Source organism: Kaistia adipata DSM 17808, assembly GCF_000423225.1.
In the GTDB taxonomy this organism is placed as follows: Bacteria; Pseudomonadota; Alphaproteobacteria; order Rhizobiales; family Kaistiaceae; genus Kaistia; species Kaistia adipata.
In genome coordinates this window covers 287,150-306,436 of sequence record NZ_AUHO01000006.1, presented here as the reverse complement: position 1 = coordinate 306,436, position 19,287 = coordinate 287,150, and the positions used below count along the sequence as shown (strand labels likewise).

The following is a 19,287-nucleotide window of genomic DNA, read 5'->3' as shown; positions in this document are numbered from 1 at the left end:
TTCAACTGGCGCGGGAGCGGGCGGTGTCAATGCGAGGAGGGCGCCCGTCCGCCCTGCCCGCGCCGCCGGACGGCCTTCCGGCGGCATTGTCACGCACGCTTCACGGTCGCGCGCTAGACGGCGGTCGCCGTGCCTGCGCCGGCTCCTGACGCCAACTGACGGTCTTTCCCGCATGACGACAACACGCCCCGCCGCCTCGCTCGGCCGCTTCTCCGCCAGCGCTAACGCGGCGCCGCCGCGCCATCTCGGCCGCCGCTACGATCGCGACGGCACCTTCCTCAACGAGCCCGGCAACACCATCGTCTGCCACCTGGTCGAGGGTTCGGCGTCGCAGGCCGCGATCGTCGAGGTGCGCCGCCGGATGCTGGCCATGCCGGACGCAGGCCGCCTCGCCTTCACGCCGGTCTCCAGCCTGCACATGACGCTGTTCCAGGGCATTCTCGAAGACCGGCGGGATCCGCCGTTCTGGCCGACCGACATGCCGCGCGACGCGTCGATCGACGCGATGACGACGCATTATCTGGACCGGCTGGCCGGCTTCGCCGCCCGGGAGCCGTTCGCGGTCGAGATCGTCGATGTCGTGCCGACCGGCCTGACGGTCGCCGGCGCGACGGCGGCGGATCGGCGGGCGATGAAGGCCTGGCGCGACGCGCTCGCCGAAACCTTCGGCTACCGCCATCCGGACCATGACGACTACGTCTTCCATGTGACGCTCGCCTATGTGATCGAATGGCTGCCCGAGGAACGCCTGGAGGCGTGGCAGGATCTGTTCGACGAGTGCCTCGCCCTGCTCCGCCGCGCGCCCCGCCTCGAGCTTCGGCCGCCCGCCTTCTGCAGCTTCGAGGACATGAAGCATTTCGAGATCTTGCGGGAGTTCCCTCAATAGGACGCGCCGCCGAGCCTGTCCGCGTTCGAACCGTTGTCCAGCCGGATGTCGACCGGCTTCATCGCCTTGAAGCGCGCGGCCACCTTGGTGGCCGCCGCGACCCGCGCCAGCGTCTGTTGGCGGCGCAGCCGCGCCTCGCGGTAGTCGACCGTCGAGACGTCGCGAAGAAACACGGCGCCCGGCGCGAGTCGCCGGACCGCCCGCTCCACGTCCTCCAGGCTGGCCCGAAAGAACTCCTTGCGGCAGTTCCGCGTGTTGACACGGACCCGATCAAAGGCGTTGTGCAGGGCCCGCTCCAACGCCGGCGCGTCGTCGCTGTAGATCACCGCATGCAGCTCGAAGGCGAACGGCACGCTGGCGTCGCCGAGTTCGCGGACGCGATCGGCCGGATCGAGGCGACGGGTGAGCCCGATCTTCACGACGTCGCGGCTGCCGAAGGAGCCGATATTCGAGACAACGTAGACATAGCCGGAGCGTGTGACTTCGGCGAGCGCGGGCGCCCGTGCGGATCGGCGGGCAGGGCCACGCCCCTCCCCGCCCCGCCCTTCGCGACGGAGCTTCGAGGCCACCGTCTCGACCTCGGCCAGGGCGAGGTTGAGCCGCGCCTCCAGGTCTCGACTCTCGGCGCAATGGCGCCGGAAACGGAGGGTGACCGCGATCCATGGAACCGGCGTCACCAGCAGGATCACCAGCGCGTCGAGGCAGATTGCCGAGATGGTGTCCATGCGCCCTCCCCGTCAATGCACGATCATCCGCGCACCGGCCGGGGGGAAGCCGAAGCGCACCGCCAACAACCATAAGGTTGTATCACGAATAATAATGCACGCAAGGATAGCGAGGAGGCGTCGCGGCCGGCGATCGCCTCACACGGAATGGCGGGGGCGCCGGACCTCCCCGCGAACCGTGCCGATGCCAAGCTCGAAGCTGTCGGCGATGCGATTGGCGCGGTCGATGAAGATGGCGGCGCCGTCGGCCGGCATGATTTCGGCGGCAGTAGCGCGGAACAGCGCCAGCCAGCGGTCGAAATGCTCGGCCTCGATCGGCAGGCGCAGATGCTTCTGCATCGGCCGGCCCTGGTAGCGGCCGGTCCTGAGCACGACGTTCGACCAGAAGGCACAGAGCCTGTCGAGATGGTCGGGCCAGTCGTCGACCTGGGCCTCGAAGACGGGCCCGATCAGCGGATCGCGACGGACACGGTCGTAGAAGGTGTGAACCAGGGTCTTGATCGACGCCTCGTCCACGCCGGGGATGCCGTGTCCGAATCCGCTGGTCTCGCCCGCCATGATCATCTCCGCTGCGCTGGGTCGCCTCACAGCTAGGCGTCCGCGCGCCGCCGAACAAGCCCGCGTGACGAGGCGCCGCAAGCGGGGCCAAGGTTTCAATTGACAGACAGAAGCCGCTCCGACATCTAGGCGACCAGAAATAGAACAATGAAAAGGTAGCCCGTCCCGTCGACCTGTCCGCGCCCGCTGGCGCGGCGCGCCTGACGCCCGTCGTACCGGACCAGCCACCGACCAACCCATACCGAGACTTGCCCGCATGAACAGCGAAGCGCCGCGCATTTCCTTTGTCAGCCTCGGCTGCCCCAAGGCCCTGGTCGATTCCGAGCGGATCCTCACCCATCTGCGCGCCGAGGGCTACGAGCTCTCGCGCCATCATGACGGCGCCGACGTCGTCATCGTCAACACCTGCGGCTTCCTCGACAGCGCCAAGGCGGAATCGCTGGAAGCCATCGGCACGGCGATGAAGGAGAACGGCAAGGTCATCGTCACCGGCTGCATGGGCGCCGAGCCCGAGCAGATCCGCGAGGCGTTCCCGAACGTGCTGGCGATCACCGGCCCGCAGCAATATGAGAGCGTGCTCGGGGCGGTGCACACCGCCGTGCCGCCGGCGCATGATCCGTTCGTCGACCTGGTGCCGCCGCAGGGCATCAAGCTCACCCCGCGCCACTACGCCTATCTGAAGATCTCGGAAGGCTGCAACAACCGCTGCTCCTTCTGCATCATCCCGAAACTGCGCGGCGACCTCGTCAGCCGCCCGGCCGGCGACGTGCTGCGCGAGGCGGAGCGTCTGGTGAAGGCCGGCGTCAAGGAGCTGCTCGTCATCTCGCAGGATACGAGCGCCTATGGCGTCGACCTGAAATACGAGGCCAGCAAGTGGCGCGACCGCGAGGTCCGCGCCAAGTTCCTCGACCTCTCGCAGGCGCTCGGCGAGCTCGGCGCCTGGGTGCGGATGCACTATGTCTACCCCTACCCGCATGTCGACCAGGTCGTCGAGCTGATGGCCGAGGGCAAGATCCTTCCCTATATCGACATCCCGTTCCAGCACGCGAGCCCCAGCGTCCTGAAGGCGATGCGCCGCCCTGGCAACCAGGTGAAGACGGCCGACCGCATCCACAAATGGCGCGAGATCTGCCCGGATCTCGCCGTGCGCTCGACCTTCATCGTCGGCTTCCCCGGCGAGACGGACGAGGATTTCGAATTCCTGCTCGAGTGGATCGACGAGGTGAAGCTCGATCGCGTCGGTTGCTTCAAGTTCGAGCCGGTCGAGGGCGCGCCGGCGAACGAGCTGGCCAATCCGGTTCCGGAAGAGGTCAAGGAAATCCGCTGGCACCGCTTCATGAAGCGTCAGCAGGAGATCAGCGCCAAGCGCCTCGCCAAGAAGGTCGGTCGCCGCATCCCTGTCATCATCGACGAGTCGAACGGCCTCACCGCCAAGGGCCGCACCGTCTGGGACGCGCCGGAGATCGACGGTTCGATCCACCTGACCTCGCGCCGGCCGATGCGCGTCGGCGAGATCTATACGGCGAAGGTCGAGGCCGCCGACGCCTACGACCTGCACGGCACGGTCGTCTGAGGATCGTTGGTCGGTAGCTGGCGGGCCCGTCGCCTCTCCCTCCTGGAGAGGTGAGAGGCCGCCCTGCCCGCCTCGCCGGCCTCAGCCAGCAACCTTCTCCGCCAGCGCCTCGAGCCGCCCGGCCGGCGCCCGGCCGATCAGCAGCCGCGCCTGGCCGCCCGATGACCAGTGCACGATGGTGAAGTCGTCGAGCGTCTCGGTCGTCCGGGCGATCTCCGCCTTCTGCGGATCATCGATCACGCAATAGGCGATCGGTCCGTGCTCCGGATCGAGGAACGCCATCTGCACCAGCGGCTTGCCGTGGAAATCGAACAATTGCGCGCCCCGGAAGGACAGTCCCGGCAACTGCCCGGGCACGCCAGCCAGATCGACGCCGAGCTTGCTCGAGGCGAGCCGCAGCTCCGCCGCGGCGCGCTCCGGCGTCGGCGCCAGCGCCAGCGTCTCCGGCGTCGTCAGCGACCAGTATTCGGCGACGGCCTGCCGCCAGTCCTCGCGCCGGGTGGTCTCCGCCTCCTCCGCTCGCTGCGGCTCCTGCCTCGGCGCCTGCTGCCCGCGCAGGAAGTCGTTGGCGATGCCGCCGAGCAGGAACAGCGCGACCGACGCGGCGATTAACTGGCGCGGGCTGAGGTTCGCGAAGGGCGAGCGCCGGAAGGGCACGACCGTGTCTCCCTCCGCCGCGTGCTGCGCGACAGCCTGGGCGAGGATGTCGTCCAGCCGAGGCTTCGGCGCGCGCGCCTTCAGTTCCGCCATCGCGTCGGCGATGCCGGCGCCGCCGCGGTCGAGCTCCTCAAGCCGCTGGAGCAAGTCCGGCTCGGCCTCCAGCCGCGCGACGAACGCCGCGCGCTCGGCCGGATCCAGCTCGCCGTCGAGATAGGCGACGATGGTGGGGTCGTCGGGATGAGATTGCTCAGACATCGTCGCCTCGCTTGCCGCGCGGCGCCGGCTGCCTGGACATGTCCGCCAGGGGACTGAGTTTTTCACGAATGGCGGCCAATCGGCTCATGATCGTTCCAATGGGTACTCCGAGAAGGTCGGCCGCCTCCCGATACGAGAAACCTTCGCCGTAGACCAGCAGGACGGTTTCCCGCTGAGCTTCGGCCATCCGTCCGATCTCGCTTAACACCTGAGCCGCGAGAATATTCGTCTCGATCGCCTCGCTTCCCTCGAAGACCAGCGCGACTTCGGCGTCGACGACCCCGCTGCCCTGCCGCACGCGCCGGGCGCGCAGCTCGTTGAGCCAGATCGAGCGCAGTATCGCGAACAGCCAGCGATCCAGCCGGGTGCCCGGGGCGAACTGCTCGGCGCGCTCCAGCGCCCGGACGCAGGTTGCCTGCACGAGATCCTCCGCCGTGTCGCGGTTGCGCGACAGCACAAGGCCATAGCGCCACAGCGCCTCGAGATGAAGCGCCAGGCCGTCCTTCACCGGATCGTGACCGCTGCTCGACATGGGCGAACGAATAGGGCTCCCGCCCCTGCTGTTCTTGCCGCGACTCTCGACTTCGCGGCGAGAGGAAACCAGTCGGAGGCTCCGATGACAACCATGTTCGAAAAGACGACGCGATCGATCATCACGATCGCATTCATTGGCCTGCTCGCCTCGACCGGCGCGGCGCTCGCCCATAGCGGTGGCAGCAGTGGCGGCGGTGGCAGCAGTGGCGGCGGCGGCGGAAGCAGCGGTGGCGGCGGGGGTGGCATGGGCGGCGGCGGCGGTGGCGCGAGCAGCGGCAGCAGTGGCAGCAGCCACTTCATGCCCGCCGACCAGGTCTGCCGTCTTGGCTTCGTCTTCAGCCAGAAGGTGCATCGCTGCGTGAAGGCGAAGTCGAGCGGCCTGACGGACCAGGAACTGTTCCAGCAAGGCCGGCAACTCGCCCTGGCCGGCTACCACGACAACGCGCTCGAGGTGTTGGATGCAGTCCAGAACAAGCAGGACGCCATGGTGCTGACCTATATCGGCTACAGCCACCGCAAGAAGGGCGATACCGACGTCGGCATCGACTTCTACAAGCAGGCGCTCGCGCTCGACCCGAACAACCTCAATACGCATGAGTATCTCGGCGAAGGCTATGCCAGCGCCGGGCGGATCGAGCTCGCCAAGGCCGAGCTCGCGATCGTGCAGAAGCTGTGCGGCAACACCGAATGCGAGCAATACGAGGATCTGGCCGCCGCGGTCGGCGGCAATCCGGCCGAATAGGGATCCAGGCGGCATGCCCGCCCTTCGGCGGGTTCTCGGGGGCAGCGGCCCGTGGCGCGGGCCGCCGCCCCCGTCGCGCGCGAACCCGGCACCTCACCATTTCGTGATCGGTAGCCGTCCTGCCGGCATCGAATAGGGCGCCACCTATGGATGTTTCAGCGTCTGCAACCGCAAGAGGGTGACGACGATGATGAAACCGCATTTCGACGACGTGACACGGGCGGCGCTCGCCGCGATCTTCGTGGGCATGATGGGCTTCGGCGGCGCGATGCCGGCCCTCGCCGCCAGTGGCGGCGGTGGTGGCGGCGGCGGTTCATCGGGTTCGGGCAGCGCGCCGCCGCAATGCCGCCAGGGGCTCGTCTGGGACAAGAAGCTGCAGCGCTGCGTCCGCGCCCAGTCGAGCAACCTGCCGGACAAGGAACTGCTCGAGCAGGGCCGGGCCCTGGCGCTGGCGGGCTATTATGACGACGCGCTGGTCGTGCTCGACGCCGTGCAGAACAAGCAGGACGCGATGGTGCTGACCTATATCGGCTACAGCCACCGCAAGAGGGGCGACACCGACGTCGGCATTGGCTTCTACAAGCAGGCGCTCGCCATCGATCCCAACAACCTCAACACGCGCGAATATCTCGGCGAAGGCTATGCCAGCGCCGGGAAGCTGGAACTCGCCAAGGCCGAGCTCGGCATCATCGAGAGACTGTGCGGCGGCAGGGAATGCGAGCAGTACGAGGATCTCGCCGCGGCGATCGCCGGCAAGCCAACTGAGTAACGGCAATTCCGAAACCAGCCGGCGACGTCCATTCGGGCGCGCCGCCGGCCCGGCCGTCACCACTTCGTGACCCCGGCGCCGGGATTTGGAGATCGAAACCTACGCCGGCAAGGGCTAGCCTTTCGGCAGTTGGCTGAGGGAGACATTTCGATGACCCCGGCAACAGTCCGCGTCCTGTTGGCGACAGCCCTGATCGGGTGGAGCAGCCTTGCCGCCGCGGCGCCCGGCTTTGGGGCCTGCGGCCATGGAAGGACCAGCCATGCGCGTTGGCCGCCCTGCGGCAACGAGCAGGTCTGGGACACCCAGTACCAACGCTGCCTGTCCTTCAGCGCGCATGGTCCGCCGGATCAACCCGCCTGGCCACGCGGGCCGAGCTGGGCAGCCAACACATTCGACTACGACCGGGCCTTGCCGGGCGGCCAATAGACCGGATCACGGGCTTTCGGCGGCGACCTTGAGCGCCGATGGACGGCCGGTCCCCGCCACGCTGGGACCGGCACCAGGCGCGGGACGGGACCGAGCGGCCCCGGGGAATAACACCTTCGAGCGGAGAGAGTGGGCATGAACCTGATCCAGCTCCCAGGCGCCGTCATGACGGCGGATGCCGGCAGTCCGGCGAAAACGGCGGCGCTGCGCTCGCTGGTGACCGCCGTGCCGCCCTATCGGATTTCCCAGACCGTCGCCAAGGAACGCGCACGCGAGGTGTTCGGCACCCGGATGCCGTTCTTCGACCAGCTGGAGCAGGTCTTCGACAATGCCGCGATCGACGGCCGCTACAGCTGTCGGCCGGTCGAATGGTTCCTCGGACCGGCGGATTTCGAGGAGAAGACGCGTCTCTACCAGCAACACGCGACCGCCCTCGCCTTCGAGGCCGCCAACAGCGCGCTCGCCAGGGCCGAACTCCGCCCGCAGGACATCGACGCCATCGTCTTCGTCTCGTCGACCGGCATATCGACGCCGAGCATCGACGCGCGGCTGATGAACCTCATTCCCTTTCGCAGCGACGTGATGCGGCTGCCGGTGTTCGGGCTCGGTTGCGCCGGCGGCGTCCTCGGGCTGACGCGCACGGCGCAGATGGCCCGTTCCGAGCCAGGCCTCCGCTGTCTGATGATCGTCGTCGAGCTCTCCAGCCTCGCCTTCCGCTTTGACCGGCTGACCAAGAGCAACCTGGTAGCCAGCGCGCTGTTCGGCGACGGCGCCGCAGCCGCGGTGGTCACCAGCGGTAACGACGAAGCGGCCATCGCCGCGCTCGGCCTCGGCGGCGAACATTGCTGGCCCGACACGCTCGACGTGATGGGCTGGAACATCGACGCGCAGGGCTTCGACGTCATCTTCCAGCAGAGCATCCCCCAGATCATCGCCGGCGACTACCCGGCCGCCCTGGCCGGGTTCCTCGACCGCCACGGCCTGTCCCGCGACGCGATCGACCGGCCGTGCTGCCATCCGGGCGGCGCCAAGGTGATGGACGAGCTGGAAATCGTCTTCGGCTATTCGAAGTTCGGCCTCGACGCCGAACGGCGCGTGCTGGCGGGCTATGGCAACATGTCGGCGCCGACGGTTCTGTTCGTGCTCGACGAGCTGATCCGCACGGGCGTGAAGGGCAACCTGCTGGCGTCGTCGCTCGGCCCGGGATTCACCGCGGCCTTCCAGATGGTGCGGGTGGAAGGCTGATGAGTATCGGCTGGGCCTACTGGCTTCTCCTCGCCGTGACGCTGCAACGCGTCGTCGAACTCGCCTATGCCCGTCGCAACACGCGCAACCTTCTGGCGCGCGGCGCAAGGGAGGTCGGCGCGGAGCACTATCCCGTCATCGTGCTGCTGCATGCCGCCTGGCTGGTCACGCTCGCGGCATGGACCGCGCCCAGCCCGCCGGTGAACTGGATCCTGATCGCGGCCTTCGCGCTGCTGCAGGGACTGCGACTCTGGGTGTTGGCGACCCTCGGTCCGTACTGGACCACCCGCATCATCACGCTAGACGGCGCGCCGTTGCGGGCGACCGGCCCGTACCGCTATCTGCGGCATCCGAACTACGTCGTCGTCGCGCTGGAGATCCCCCTCCTGGCGCTGGTGCTCAACCTGCCGGTGCCGGCGCTGGTGTTCGGCATCCTGAACCTCGCCATGCTGGCCTACCGGATCCAGATCGAGAACCGGGCGCTGAGGGCACGGAGAGGCCCGGTCGCAACTGCCATGAAAAACGCCGCCCCTTCACCTCTCCCTGAGGGAGAGGTCGACGGCCACAGGCCGGCGGGTGAGGGTTTACAGCCTAACCGGATAGTTCCCTAACCCCTCACCCGGCTCTTCGAGCCGACCTCTCCCGCAGGAAGAGGTGAGAAGACAGTTCCAGCAAGTGCGCTACGGCGGCTCACGCGGTGAGCAGATCCTCCAGCGCCAGCGCGACGATCTCGGTCGCGGCCCGCAGGTCCGACAACTGAACATGCTCATCGGCCGAATGGGCGTTGGCCTCGACGATGGAGCGCGGGCCGGCGCCGTAGAGGATGGTCGGGATGCCCGCCGCCGAATAGTGCCGTGCATCGGTGTAGAGCGGCGCCCCGGTCGGCTCGATCGGGAAGCCGAGCACGGCCTTGGCCGGTCCCTGCACGGCCTCCACGAGGCGCTCGACGCCCGGCAGCGGCCGGAGCGGCTCCGCCAGCATGATGCGCCGGCATTCCACCTCGACGCCGTCGGTACCGGGCGCCGCCGCCTCGATCAGGGCGATCAGCTCCGCCTCGACCGCCTCGCCCTGCTCTTCCGGGATCAGGCGCCGGTCGATCCGGAAGGCGATCCGGTCGGGAACGACATTGGTGTTGATGCCGCCCGAGATCAGCCCGACCGTGATCTGCGGCGAACCGATGCCCCGCTCCGTCGAGACGCGCTCGGCGAGCCGCCGCCGCTCGGCATAGATCGCGGTCAGGATCGGCGTCGCCGCCTCCAGCGCGTCGACGCCGGAGGACGGCATGGCGGCATGCGCCTGGCGGCCGCGCACGACCACTTCGAGATGCAGCGCGCCATTGTGCGCCGTCGTGATCGCATAGGAGAAGCCGGCCGAGATGGCGTAGTCGGCCTTCGACAGCTGGTGCGCCAGCAGCCATTGCGGGCCAACGAAGCCGCCCGTCTCCTCGTCATAGGTGAGATGCAGCTCGACGCCGCCCGAAAGACGCTTGGGCGACTGGCGGAGCGCCAGCAGCGCGAAGGCATAGGTGGCGAAATCGGACTTCGAAACGGCCGCGCCGCGCCCGTAGAGCGCGCCGTCGCGCTCCTCCGCGCCATAGGGATCGGTGGTCCAGCCGAGGCCCGGCGGCACCACGTCGCCATGCGCGTTCAAGGCGATCACCGGTCCCTCGCCGTCGCCGAAGGTCTGGCGCACGATCAGGTTGGTGACGCTCTTCATCCCATGCTGGCGGACATAGGGCTCGGGCACGGGATATTGCTCGACCGTGAAGCCGAGCGCCTCCAGCGCCACGGCCGTCGCTTCGGCATGGGGCGCGCAATGGCCGGGCGGATTGTCGCTTGGGATCCGGATCATCGCCTTGAGAAAGGCGACCTCGCGCTCCCAGTTGGCCGCGACGGCGTCGCGGATCATCGGGCCGCCTCCTGGCGTGCCAGCGCCAGGATTGCCTCGACCAGCCCCTCGACGGCCGCGCCCATGTCGTCGACCGTGACGAACTCGGCCGGGTTGTGGCTGATGCCGCCCCGGCAGCGCACGAACATCATGCCATACTCGGCGAGATGCGCCATCGACAGCCCGTCATGGCCGGCGCCGGAGAGGAGCTGCTGCGCCGGCTTGCCCATGACGCGGGACGCGCCTTCCTGGATCGCCGCCATCATGCGCGGGCCGCAGGTGGCGACCGGCTTCTCCAGCACCGTCTCGAAGGTGAGCGCGACCTGGCGCACGGCCTCGGTCTTGCGGGCGAAGGAGAGGATCGTCGCCACGGCGTCGCGCCGTGCTTCGTCGGTCGCCGCGCGCACGTCGAGCGACAGGCGCACTTCGGCCGGGATGACGTTCGAGGCGCCGGGCAGCGCCTCGATCTCGCCCACCGTCGCCACCAGCGAATTCTTGCGGTCCTTCCGCGCGATCGCCTCGATGCCGACGATCAGCTCCGACGCAGCCACGAGCGCGTCGCGACGCATCGGCATCGGCACGGTGCCGGCATGGCCCGCCTCGCCCTTGATACGGATCCGGTGCCGGCTCTGGCTGGCGATCGCCGTGACGACGCCGAGCGGTGCGCCGGTGCGTTCCAGCACGGGCCCCTGCTCGATATGGACCTCGAGATAGCCGAGCACGGAATCCGCCTGATACGCCTCTCCGGCCAGCGCCTCCGGCTTGCCGCCGAACGCCGTCAGCGCCTCGCGCATCGTGACGCCGGAGCGGTCGCTCTGGTCGAGCGCGGCCGGGTCGAACACGCCCGCCGCGACCGCCGACGAGGTCAGCGTGATCGGATAGCGCACGCCCTCCTCGTCGCCGAAGGCGAGAAGCTCGATGCCGAAGGGCAGCGCCTCGCCGCGCGCCTTCAGCGCCTCGATGGCGAGCAGGCCGACGACGACGCCGAGATTGCCGTCATAGCGGCCGCCATCGATCACCGTGTCGATATGCGAGCCGATCAGAAGGCTCTTGTTGCCGCTCGGTCCCGGCCGGCCGGGCGGCAGGGAGCCGCGCATCGTGCCGGCGGCGTCCATGCGGACGGAGAGCCCCGCCTGTTCCATCCACGTGCCGGCCAGCTCGGCGGCGCGCTTGTGCTCGGGCGTGAGATAAAGCCGTGTCAGCCGGTCGCTGTCGGCCGAGATCGCGGCGAGCGCGTCGATCATTTCCTGCGCGCGCGTGCCGGCTGCGCGGATTGCCGTGGCATCGCTCATGACGCGACCCGATCCTCGAGGCGGAAACGGATGATCCGTTCGACCTGCGAAAGCGCCGTGGCGAACTCCTCGGCCGGATCGTTGTCGACCCGCGCCTCAAAGGCATCGAGGATCTGCTGCTTGGTGGCGCCCTTGACCGCGAGGATGAAGGGAATGCCGTGGCGGGCGCGGTAACGCGCGTTCATGTCGGAGAACCGCGCATACTCGTCCGCCGTCATGCGGTCGAGGCCGGCGCTGGCCTGTTCGTTGCGGGATTCGGGCGCCAGTTCGTTGGCAATCGCGGCCCGGCCAGCGAGGTCGGGATGGGCGAGCAGCAGGGCGCGCTGCGCCTCGACGCCGGCTTGCCGGACGGCGGTGGCGAAGGCCGCCACCATCGCATCCCGGTCGGGATAGGGCCGTACCCTCCCCGCCAGCTCCGCCACCCATGGCGAATGTTCGGCGATATCGCCGAAACTCGTCACGAAGGCTTCCTCATCCATGCGGTTGACCGCGGCGAGCGTCAGCGGCTGCGTCGACATTTCATCCCGGTTGCAGACCCTAATCCGGTCTGTCTAATGGCTTTGCAGCCACGCGCCAAGCCTCTTGCGATCGTCCTCGGTCATGCCCTGCTCGTTGCCGAGCGGCATGGCCGTGCCGTTCACGGCCTGCGCCATGATCTGCTGCTTGTGCGCGGCGAGCTGATCCGTGGAGGTAAGAACGACACCCTTCGGCGGCGCATCGAAGCCGTCATGGGTCGGCTTGGTGGCGTGGCAGGCCGCGCAATGCTTGGCCGTCAGCGTCAGCACGTCCGCATCCGAGACGGCAAGACTGGGGTCGATCTCGATCGGACGGGGCGCCGTCATGACCAGCAACACGCCGAACGCCACCGCCGCCGCGGGAATGGTCCAGGCGAACTTGCGGAACGGGTCATGCGCGTCGTGCCGGTTGAGGAAATGCCGGATCGAGCCGCCGAGGAGCAGGATGAAGGCGACGATGAGCCAGCTCTGCGGGTGGCTGGTCAGCATCGGATAATGGTTCGAGACCATCATCAGCAGCACGGGCAGCGTCAGGTAGTTGTTGTGCACCGAGCGCTGCTTGCCGATCGCGCCGAGGCGCGGATCCGGCTTCTCGTGCTTCAGGAGCGAGGCGACGATCTTCTTCTGGTTCGGTATGATCACGCCGAACACGTTGACCGCCATGATCGTGCCGATGAAGGCGCCGACATGGATCAGCGCGCCACGCCCCGAATAGACATGGGTGAACATGTAGGCGGCGCCGACGATCAGCGCGAAGACGCAGATGGCGAGAAGCGGCGTGCTGCGGCCGATGACCGACTTGCAGAGCTGGTCGTAGATCACCCAGCCGCCAACGAGCGACAGCATCGAGATGACGATTGCCTGCGACGGCAGCATCGGCAGGATCGACTTGTCGATCAGATAGGTATTGGCGTTCCAGTAGTACTGGACGATCAGCAGCAGGAAGCCGGTGACCCAGGTGAGATAGGCTTCCCACTTGTACCAGATGAGGTCCGAGGGCAGCGCCGGCGGCGCGACCAGGTATTTCTCGACGTGATAGAAGCCGCCGCCATGCACTTCCCAGGCGGTGCCGTAGACGCCCTCCTTCATCTGCTCGCGCTTCTTCAGCGAGAGGTCGAGCGCGATGAAATAGAACGAGGTTCCGATCCAGCCTATGCCCACGATCATGTGGGCCCAGCGGATCAGCAGGTTCAACCAGTCGACGTAGAATGCGGACATCTGGTGGGCTTCGGTCTCGTTGTGGTGCCGGTTCCGAAAGATCGGTGAAGACCCCGCCTCCTCCGTCCCGGCGCATCACGTCGGGAACGGAGCGGCGCTAGGCCTTCTCCGTGGAGGATCGCCCGGAAACGCGGAGGCGGTTCCGGGCGATCGAGCCTGTCGCTTACTTCGGCAGCTGGTCGTCGATGCCCTTGACGTACCAGTTCATGCTGAGGAGCGTGCCGTCGTCGAGGTTCTTGCCCTCGCCGATCACCTCGGTGCCGTCCTGCTTGAAGATCGGGCCCTTGAACGGATGCAGCGTGCCGGCCTCGATGTCGGCCTGGGTCTTCTTGGCCGCGGCGACGACATCGTCCGGCAGGTTGTGGTACTCGGCCATCTCGAGGATGCCATCCTTCAGGCCGTCCCAGATCTGCTCGGCCTTCCAGGTGCCGTCGAGCACGGCGTTGACGCGCTTGACGTAGTAGGGGCCCCAGGTGTCGACGATGGCCGTGTACTGGGCCTTCGGCGCGAACTCATACATGTTGTGGGCTTGGCCGAAACCATGCAGGCCGCGCTCCTGCGCGATCTGCAGCGGCGCCGGCGAGTCGGTGTGCTGGGTGATGATGTCGGCGCCCTGGTCGAACAGCGCCTTGGCGGCGTCGGCCTCCTTGGCGGGATCGAACCAGGAATTGACCCAGACGACCTTGATCTTGAAGTCGGGGTTGATCGACTGCGCGCCGAGCATGAAGGAGTTGATGCCCATCACGACTTCGGGGATCGGGAAGGAGACGATGTAGCCGGCGACGCCGGACTTCGACTGCTTCGCGGCGATCTGGCCGGCGATGTAGCGGCCTTCATAGAAGCGCGCGTTGTAGGTGCCGACATTCGGCGCCGTCTTGAAGCCGGTGGCGTGCTCGAACTTCACGTCCGGGAACTTCGCGGCGACCTTGATGGTCGGGTCCATGAAGCCGAACGAGGTCGAGAAGATGATCTGGCAGCCGGAGCGGGCGAGGCGTTCCAGGGCGCGCTCGGCGTCCGGTCCCTCGGCGATGCTCTCGACATAGGAGGTCTCGACCTTGTCGCCGAGTTCCTTCTCGACCATCTGGCGGCCGACGTCGTGGCCTTCGCTGTAGCCGCCGTCATTGTGCGGACCGACATACATCCAGCATGCCTTCAGCTTGTCGGCCGCGTTGGCGGAACCGACGCCGATGGCCAGTGCAATCACCGCGGTTGCGGCGGTCAGAATGTGTTTCAAGGCCTGTTCCCCTCTATCCGTCTTCCAGTGCGATCCACTCGTTCAGGAGATCGCCGCGGATCGCTGCGGCACGTCCTGGCAAGAAGCTCCCGACTAGCGATCGGGAACGAAGGATTGGCCGAGCGCCGCCGGCGTATTGGCCCGGACGAGCGCGCGATTGCGCGAAATGATCACCAGCACGACGATGGTCGTCAGGTAGGGCAGCGCCGACAGGAACTGCGACGGCACGCCGACGCCGAGCGCCTGGGCGTGGAGCTGCAGGATGCTGACGCCGCCAAAGAGCAGCGCGCCCACCAGAACACGACGAGGCAGCCAGGTGGCGAAAACGACGAGCGCCAGCGCGATCCAGCCGCGACCGGCCGTCATCGCCTGCGTCCATTGCGGCGTGTAGACGAGCGAGAGATAGGCGCCCGCGAGGCCCGAGCAGGCGCCGCCGAACAGCACCGCCATGAAACGGACGCGGATGACGTTGTAGCCGAGCGCGTGGGCGGACGAATGGCTGTCGCCGACGGCGCGCAGGACCAGGCCGCCGCGCATGCGGAACATGAACCAGGAAACCGCGATGGTGATGGCAATGGCGAGATAGGTCAGCGGATCGAGCCGGAACAGCAGGCCGACCACCGGAAGGTCGCTGAGCACCGGGATGGAGATGCGGGCGAGGCCCGCCCCGGGCACGCCGACGAAGGCATCGCCGATCAGGCCCGAGAGCCCGAGGCCGAACAATGTCAGCGCGAGGCCGGACGCCACCTGGTTGGCGACGAAGATCAGCGTCACGACGCCGAACAGCGCCGCCATCGTCATCCCGGCGACGATGGCGCCGAGGATGCCGAGGCCGAAGCTGCCGGTGGTGTGCGCCACCGCGAAGCCGATCACGGCGCCCATCGCCATCATGCCCTCGACGCCGAGATTGAGAACGCCGGAGCGCTCGGTGACGAGTTCGCCGATCGCCGCGAACAGAAGCGGCGTCGCGGCGGTGATGATGGTGAGCAGGATGCCTTCGAGCATGAGCGCGGTCATGACGCCACCGCCTGGGTCTGGGTGACGGGACGGCGCACGATCTGCAGCCGGTAGAAGATGAAGCTGTCGCAGGCAAGCACGAAGAACAGCAACATGCCCTGGAACACGCGCGTCGTCTGGTCGGACATGCCGAGCGCGATCTGCGCGCCCTCGCCGCCGAGATAGGAGAGCGCCAGCAGGAAGCCCGCGAAGATGGCGCCGATCGGGTTCAGCCGGCCGAGAAAGGCGACGATGATCGCCGTGAAGCCATAGCCGGGCGACACCGTGGTGCGGAGCTGGCCGATCGGGCCGGCCACCTCGGAGATGCCGGCGAGGCCGGCGAGCGCGCCGGAGATCAGGAAGGTCAGGAGCACCATCTTGTTCTGGCTGAAGCCGGCGAAGGCCCCTGCCCGCGGCGCCTGGCCGAGCACGCGGATCTGGAAGCCGGTGCGGGTCCAGCGCATCAGGAACCAGGCCGCGAAGGCGGCGACCAGCACGAACAGGATGCTGATGCGGATGTTGGTGCCGAACAAAGTCGGCAGCAGCTGGTCGCCGTCGAAGGGGCGGCTGTCCGGGAAATTGTGGCCGGCCGGGTTGCGCCAGGGGCCGCGCGCCAGCCAGTCGAGGAAAAGCTGCGCCACATAGACCAGCATCAGGCTGGTCAGGATCTCGTTGGTGCCGAAGCGGATCTTCAGGAGCGCCGGGATCGCCGCATAGGCCATGCCGCCCAGCATGCCGAGGATCAGCATCGCCGGCAGGATGAAGGGGCCCTGCGCCTCGGGAAAGAAGATCGGCAGGAAGGAGCCGGCGATCGCGCCGACCGCGATCTGCCCCTCGGCGCCGATGTTCCAGGTATTGGAGAGGTAGCAGAGAGACAGGCCGATCGCGACGAGGATGATCGGCGTCGCCTTGGCGACGAGGTCCTCGAGCGACCACATCGCCGTCAGCGGCTCGATGAAGAACACGTAGAGGAACTTGCCGTAGTCGGAGCACCCCTTGCCGAGCGCCCCGGCCAGACCGCCGGAATCCGGCGAAGACAGATCGGCCGCAACGACACGCCAGACGACGACGATCAGAGCGCCGCCGATCAGCGTCAGCAGCAGCGCCAGAAGAGGCGACAGATAGGCCATGGCGGCGGATCGCTCGCCACGGCGGACCAGTTCAATGCGCATGGACAGCCCCCCGGCCGCTCGTCGTCGGCTCGCCGACACCGCCCATCAACAGCCCGATCTCCTCGCGCGTCAACCCGGCGGTCGGACGCGACGGCGAAAGATGGCCCTTCGAGATCACCGCGACGTGGTCGGCGATCTCCAGCACCTCGTCGAGATCCTGGCTGATCACGAGGATCGCCGAGCCCGACCGCGCGAGATCGATCAGCGCCTGGCGGATGATGGCCGCCGCGCCGGCATCGACGCCCCAGGTCGGCTGGCTGACGACGAGCACGCCCGGCTGGCGGTCGATCTCGCGGCCGACGACGAATTTCTGCAAATTGCCGCCGGAAAGCGAGCCGGCCTCGGGATCAGGCGTGCCCTTGCGCACGTCGAAGGCGCGGCTGATGCGCTCGGCAAGCTGCCGCGCTGCATCCGGATGGATGACGCCGCCGCTCTGCAGCCCGTCGCCGGTCGCATGGCGCGTCAGCAGCACATTGTCCGAGAGCTTCATCCGCGGCACCGCGCCATGGCCGAGGCGCTCCTCCGGCACGAAGGCGGCGCCGAGCCGCCGACGCGCCGTCACGCCGAGCGCGCCGCACGCCTTGCCGTCGATCGTCACCGCGCCGGCATCGGCGGCCGGCCGCTCGCCGGAGAGCGCGTCGAACAGCTCGCCCTGGCCGTTGCCGGCGATCCCGGCAATCGCCATCACCTCGCCCGCCTTCACCTCGAAGGAGATGGAATCGAGCGCGACGGCGAAGGGATGCGGCTGCGGCATCGACAAATCGCGCACGGCGAGCCGGGTCTTGCTGTTCTGCGGCGCGGGAATATCGGCGGAGAGGCTGCGCACCTCGGCGCCAACCATCATGGTGGCGAGCCGGGCGGCCGTCTCCTTCTGCGGATCGCACTCGGCGACCACCTTGCCATGGCGCAGGATGGTGGCGTGGTGGCAGATCCGCTTCACCTCCTCGAGCCGGTGGCTGATGTAGAGCACCGCGCAGCCGCGCTCGGTCAGCTTGTCGAGCGTGACGAAGAGGTCGTCGGCCTCCTGCGGCGTCAGCACCGAGGTCGGCTCGTCCATGATGATGAGTTCGGGGCTCTGCAGCAGGCAGCGCACGATCTCGACGCGCTGCCGCTCACCGACGGAGAGGTCGGCGATCACCGAGTTCGGATTGAGCGGCAGGCCGTATTCGGCCGAGATCTGCTCGATCTCGCGAGCGAGCGCGGCACGGCTCTTCCGGTCCGACAGCGCGAGCGCGATGTTCTCGACGACGGTCAGCGCCTCGAACAGTGAGAAATGCTGGAACACCATGCCGATGCCGAGCTTTCGCGCGGCCGAGGGGCTGGCGATGGTGACGGTCTGGCCCTTCCAGGCGATCGCCCCCTCCGTCGGCTGCAGCGAGCCGTAGAGGATCTTGACCAGGGTCGACTTGCCGGCGCCGTTCTCGCCGAGAAGCGCGTGGATCTCGCCGGGGCGGATCGCGAGGTCGATGCCGTCATTCGCCTTGAACGACCCGAACAGCTTCGTGACTCCGGTCGCCTGTAACAGCGGCGCGCTGTCGGGGCGCTGTCGCCCCTGCCCGCCCTGGCCTGCCCCGCCCCTGATCAGCTCCACGTCACCGTCCCCTCAAAGCCCGCGTCGCCTCGGCATCCCGCGCCCCGTCCGCGAGCGCCCCGCGCATCGCCTCGTCCCGCACCAGTAGATCGGCAGCCACCGACGCTGCAATAGCCGCGGGCAGTTTCGAGCGAATCCCGGCGACGCCGATCGGCGACACCAGGCGCTCGATTTCCGCCCTCGCAAGTCCCGCGCCAGTCAGCTGGCTCGAGAACCGGGCCCGCTTGGTTTCGCTGCCGATCAGCCCGACATAGGCGAAATCCTGCCCTTTCAGCGCCCGAGCCACGATGGCGAGGTCGAGCGCGTGGCTGTGCGACATCACCAGCACGAAGCTTCCCGACGGCGCGCCGTCGAGGGTCGAGGGTGTGTCGTCCGGCTGGACGCAGCGGACATTGGCGGGAACATGCTGTGGAAAGGCGTCGGGACGCGGATCGATCCAGACGACGCGGAACGGCAAGGGCGCGAGCGCCAGCACGAGCGCCCGTCCGACATGCCCCGCCCCGAACAGGTAGAGAACCCGCCGGTCGTCGCCAAATCCCTCTTCGACGATGCCGTGGTCGATCCGCGCCGCGCCGATCGCCACCATGCTCGCGGGATCGAGGGTCCGGTGCAGCTTGCCGTCCGACATCTGCTCGCCGCGCGTGCGGAACGGCGCGGCCTGCTCGGCGGCCGCCAGAATCTCGACCTCCTGCCGGCGCGAGCGGTCGAACACTTCGAGCGCCAGGTCGACCCGCCCGCCGCAGCACTGGCCGAGCTCCGGCCCGAGCGCGACGCGCCGGCTCTCGTAGTAATGCGGCTGCGGCCGCGCCAGCGCCGCCTGCATTTCGGCGATTGCCCGCCATTCGAGCGTGCCGCCGCCGATCGTGCCGAAAAAGGAGGCATCCGGGAGAACCACGATCCGGGCGCCCGCCTCGCGCGGAGCGGAGCCGCGCGTCTCCACCACCGTCGCCATGGCAGCCTTGCCATGACGATCGATCGCTTCGAGCAGACGCTGCCAGACCAGCATGAT

General features: G+C 68.1%; 19 protein-coding genes. 6 read left to right on the top strand and 13 right to left on the bottom strand.

Annotated features, from left to right (window positions below):
• Nucleotides 1-172: 172 nt before the first annotated feature.
• Complete coding sequence (locus tag G539_RS0101745) at nucleotides 173-886, top strand: DUF1868 domain-containing protein (protein ID WP_029073674.1); 714 nt, start codon at nucleotides 173-175, stop codon at nucleotides 884-886.
• Here G539_RS0101745 and G539_RS26485 read toward each other — a convergent pair.
• Nucleotides 880-1,611: a GIY-YIG nuclease family protein gene (locus tag G539_RS26485; RefSeq protein ID WP_084639703.1), complete on the bottom strand. Its 732-nt coding sequence runs from the start codon at nucleotides 1,609-1,611 to the stop codon at nucleotides 880-882. The two genes, G539_RS0101745 and G539_RS26485, sit on opposite strands and share 7 nt — an antisense overlap.
• Nucleotides 1,612-1,749: 138 nt before the next feature.
• Nucleotides 1,750-2,169 (bottom strand): group III truncated hemoglobin, encoded by a 420-nt coding sequence (locus G539_RS0101735; RefSeq protein WP_051231007.1) that lies wholly within the window; start codon nucleotides 2,167-2,169, stop codon nucleotides 1,750-1,752.
• Between the two features lie 256 nt (nucleotides 2,170-2,425).
• Between G539_RS0101735 and rimO the strand changes: the two genes are divergently transcribed.
• Nucleotides 2,426-3,742: a 30S ribosomal protein S12 methylthiotransferase RimO gene (gene rimO, locus G539_RS0101730; protein WP_029073672.1), complete on the top strand. Its 1,317-nt coding sequence runs from the start codon at nucleotides 2,426-2,428 to the stop codon at nucleotides 3,740-3,742.
• 81 nt (nucleotides 3,743-3,823) lie between these two features.
• Here the strand turns inward: rimO and G539_RS0101725 are convergent, their stop codons facing one another.
• On the bottom strand, nucleotides 3,824-4,657 hold the full coding sequence (locus tag G539_RS0101725; protein ID WP_029073671.1) for an anti-sigma factor: 834 nt from the start codon (nucleotides 4,655-4,657) through the stop codon (nucleotides 3,824-3,826).
• Nucleotides 4,650-5,189 carry an RNA polymerase sigma factor gene (locus tag G539_RS23330; protein ID WP_084639701.1) on the bottom strand — a complete coding sequence of 180 codons (540 nt, stop codon included), beginning with the start codon at nucleotides 5,187-5,189 and terminating at the stop codon, nucleotides 4,650-4,652. The genes G539_RS0101725 and G539_RS23330 overlap by 8 nt, the downstream gene beginning before the upstream one ends.
• An 84-nt stretch (nucleotides 5,190-5,273) precedes the next feature.
• On the opposite strand from G539_RS23330, the gene G539_RS27375 reads away from it, so the two are divergent.
• The 4 genes from G539_RS27375 to G539_RS23325 all read left to right on the top strand — a co-directional run bounded on the left by G539_RS27375 (nucleotide 5,274) and on the right by G539_RS23325 (nucleotide 8,984).
• Nucleotides 5,274-5,933, top strand: a complete 660-nt coding sequence (locus G539_RS27375; RefSeq protein ID WP_051231006.1) for a tetratricopeptide repeat protein — start codon at nucleotides 5,274-5,276, stop codon at nucleotides 5,931-5,933.
• A 187-nt stretch (nucleotides 5,934-6,120) separates the two neighbouring features.
• A complete protein-coding gene (locus G539_RS0101710; RefSeq protein ID WP_051231005.1) occupies nucleotides 6,121-6,702 on the top strand; it encodes a tetratricopeptide repeat protein in 582 nt (193 codons plus the stop codon).
• A gap of 561 nt (nucleotides 6,703-7,263) precedes the next feature.
• A complete protein-coding gene (locus G539_RS0101705) occupies nucleotides 7,264-8,373 on the top strand; it encodes a type III polyketide synthase (RefSeq protein WP_051231004.1) in 1,110 nt (369 codons plus the stop codon).
• The gene (locus tag G539_RS23325; protein ID WP_084639695.1) at nucleotides 8,373-8,984 is read left to right on the top strand and encodes an isoprenylcysteine carboxyl methyltransferase family protein; all 612 of its coding nucleotides are present in this window, start codon (nucleotides 8,373-8,375) and stop codon (nucleotides 8,982-8,984) included. Before G539_RS0101705 ends, G539_RS23325 begins: the two co-directional genes overlap by 1 nt.
• A gap of 79 nt (nucleotides 8,985-9,063) precedes the next feature.
• Here G539_RS23325 and G539_RS0101695 read toward each other — a convergent pair whose 3' ends face one another.
• The 9 genes from G539_RS0101695 to xdhC form a co-directional block, all read right to left on the bottom strand.
• The gene (locus G539_RS0101695; RefSeq protein ID WP_035829823.1) at nucleotides 9,064-10,281 is read right to left on the bottom strand and encodes an ArgE/DapE family deacylase; all 1,218 of its coding nucleotides are present in this window, start codon (nucleotides 10,279-10,281) and stop codon (nucleotides 9,064-9,066) included.
• Entirely contained in the window at nucleotides 10,278-11,552 is a 1,275-nt protein-coding gene (locus G539_RS0101690; RefSeq protein ID WP_029073666.1) for an allantoate amidohydrolase, read from the bottom strand. The genes G539_RS0101695 and G539_RS0101690 overlap by 4 nt, the downstream gene beginning before the upstream one ends.
• A complete protein-coding gene (gene uraD / locus G539_RS0101685; RefSeq protein WP_029073665.1) occupies nucleotides 11,549-12,070 on the bottom strand; it encodes a 2-oxo-4-hydroxy-4-carboxy-5-ureidoimidazoline decarboxylase in 522 nt (173 codons plus the stop codon). Before uraD ends, G539_RS0101690 begins: the two co-directional genes overlap by 4 nt.
• Nucleotides 12,071-12,103: 33 nt before the next feature.
• A complete protein-coding gene (locus tag G539_RS0101680; RefSeq protein WP_029073664.1) occupies nucleotides 12,104-13,285 on the bottom strand; it encodes a urate hydroxylase PuuD in 1,182 nt (393 codons plus the stop codon).
• Nucleotides 13,286-13,448: 163 nt separating this feature from the next.
• The gene (locus G539_RS0101675; RefSeq protein WP_029073663.1) at nucleotides 13,449-14,519 is read right to left on the bottom strand and encodes a BMP family ABC transporter substrate-binding protein; all 1,071 of its coding nucleotides are present in this window, start codon (nucleotides 14,517-14,519) and stop codon (nucleotides 13,449-13,451) included.
• A gap of 93 nt (nucleotides 14,520-14,612) precedes the next feature.
• Complete coding sequence (locus G539_RS0101670; RefSeq protein WP_029073662.1) at nucleotides 14,613-15,524, bottom strand: ABC transporter permease; 912 nt, start codon at nucleotides 15,522-15,524, stop codon at nucleotides 14,613-14,615.
• Between the two features lie 8 nt (nucleotides 15,525-15,532).
• Nucleotides 15,533-16,687 (bottom strand): ABC transporter permease, encoded by a 1,155-nt coding sequence (locus G539_RS0101665; RefSeq protein ID WP_029073661.1) that lies wholly within the window; start codon nucleotides 16,685-16,687, stop codon nucleotides 15,533-15,535.
• Entirely contained in the window at nucleotides 16,677-18,269 is a 1,593-nt protein-coding gene (locus G539_RS0101660) for an ABC transporter ATP-binding protein (protein WP_210162782.1), read from the bottom strand. Before G539_RS0101660 ends, G539_RS0101665 begins: the two co-directional genes overlap by 11 nt.
• A 10-nt stretch (nucleotides 18,270-18,279) precedes the next feature.
• Nucleotides 18,280-19,284 carry a xanthine dehydrogenase accessory protein XdhC gene (xdhC, locus tag G539_RS0101655; RefSeq protein WP_029073659.1) on the bottom strand — a complete coding sequence of 335 codons (1,005 nt, stop codon included), beginning with the start codon at nucleotides 19,282-19,284 and terminating at the stop codon, nucleotides 18,280-18,282.
• Nucleotides 19,285-19,287 lie beyond the last annotated feature (3 nt).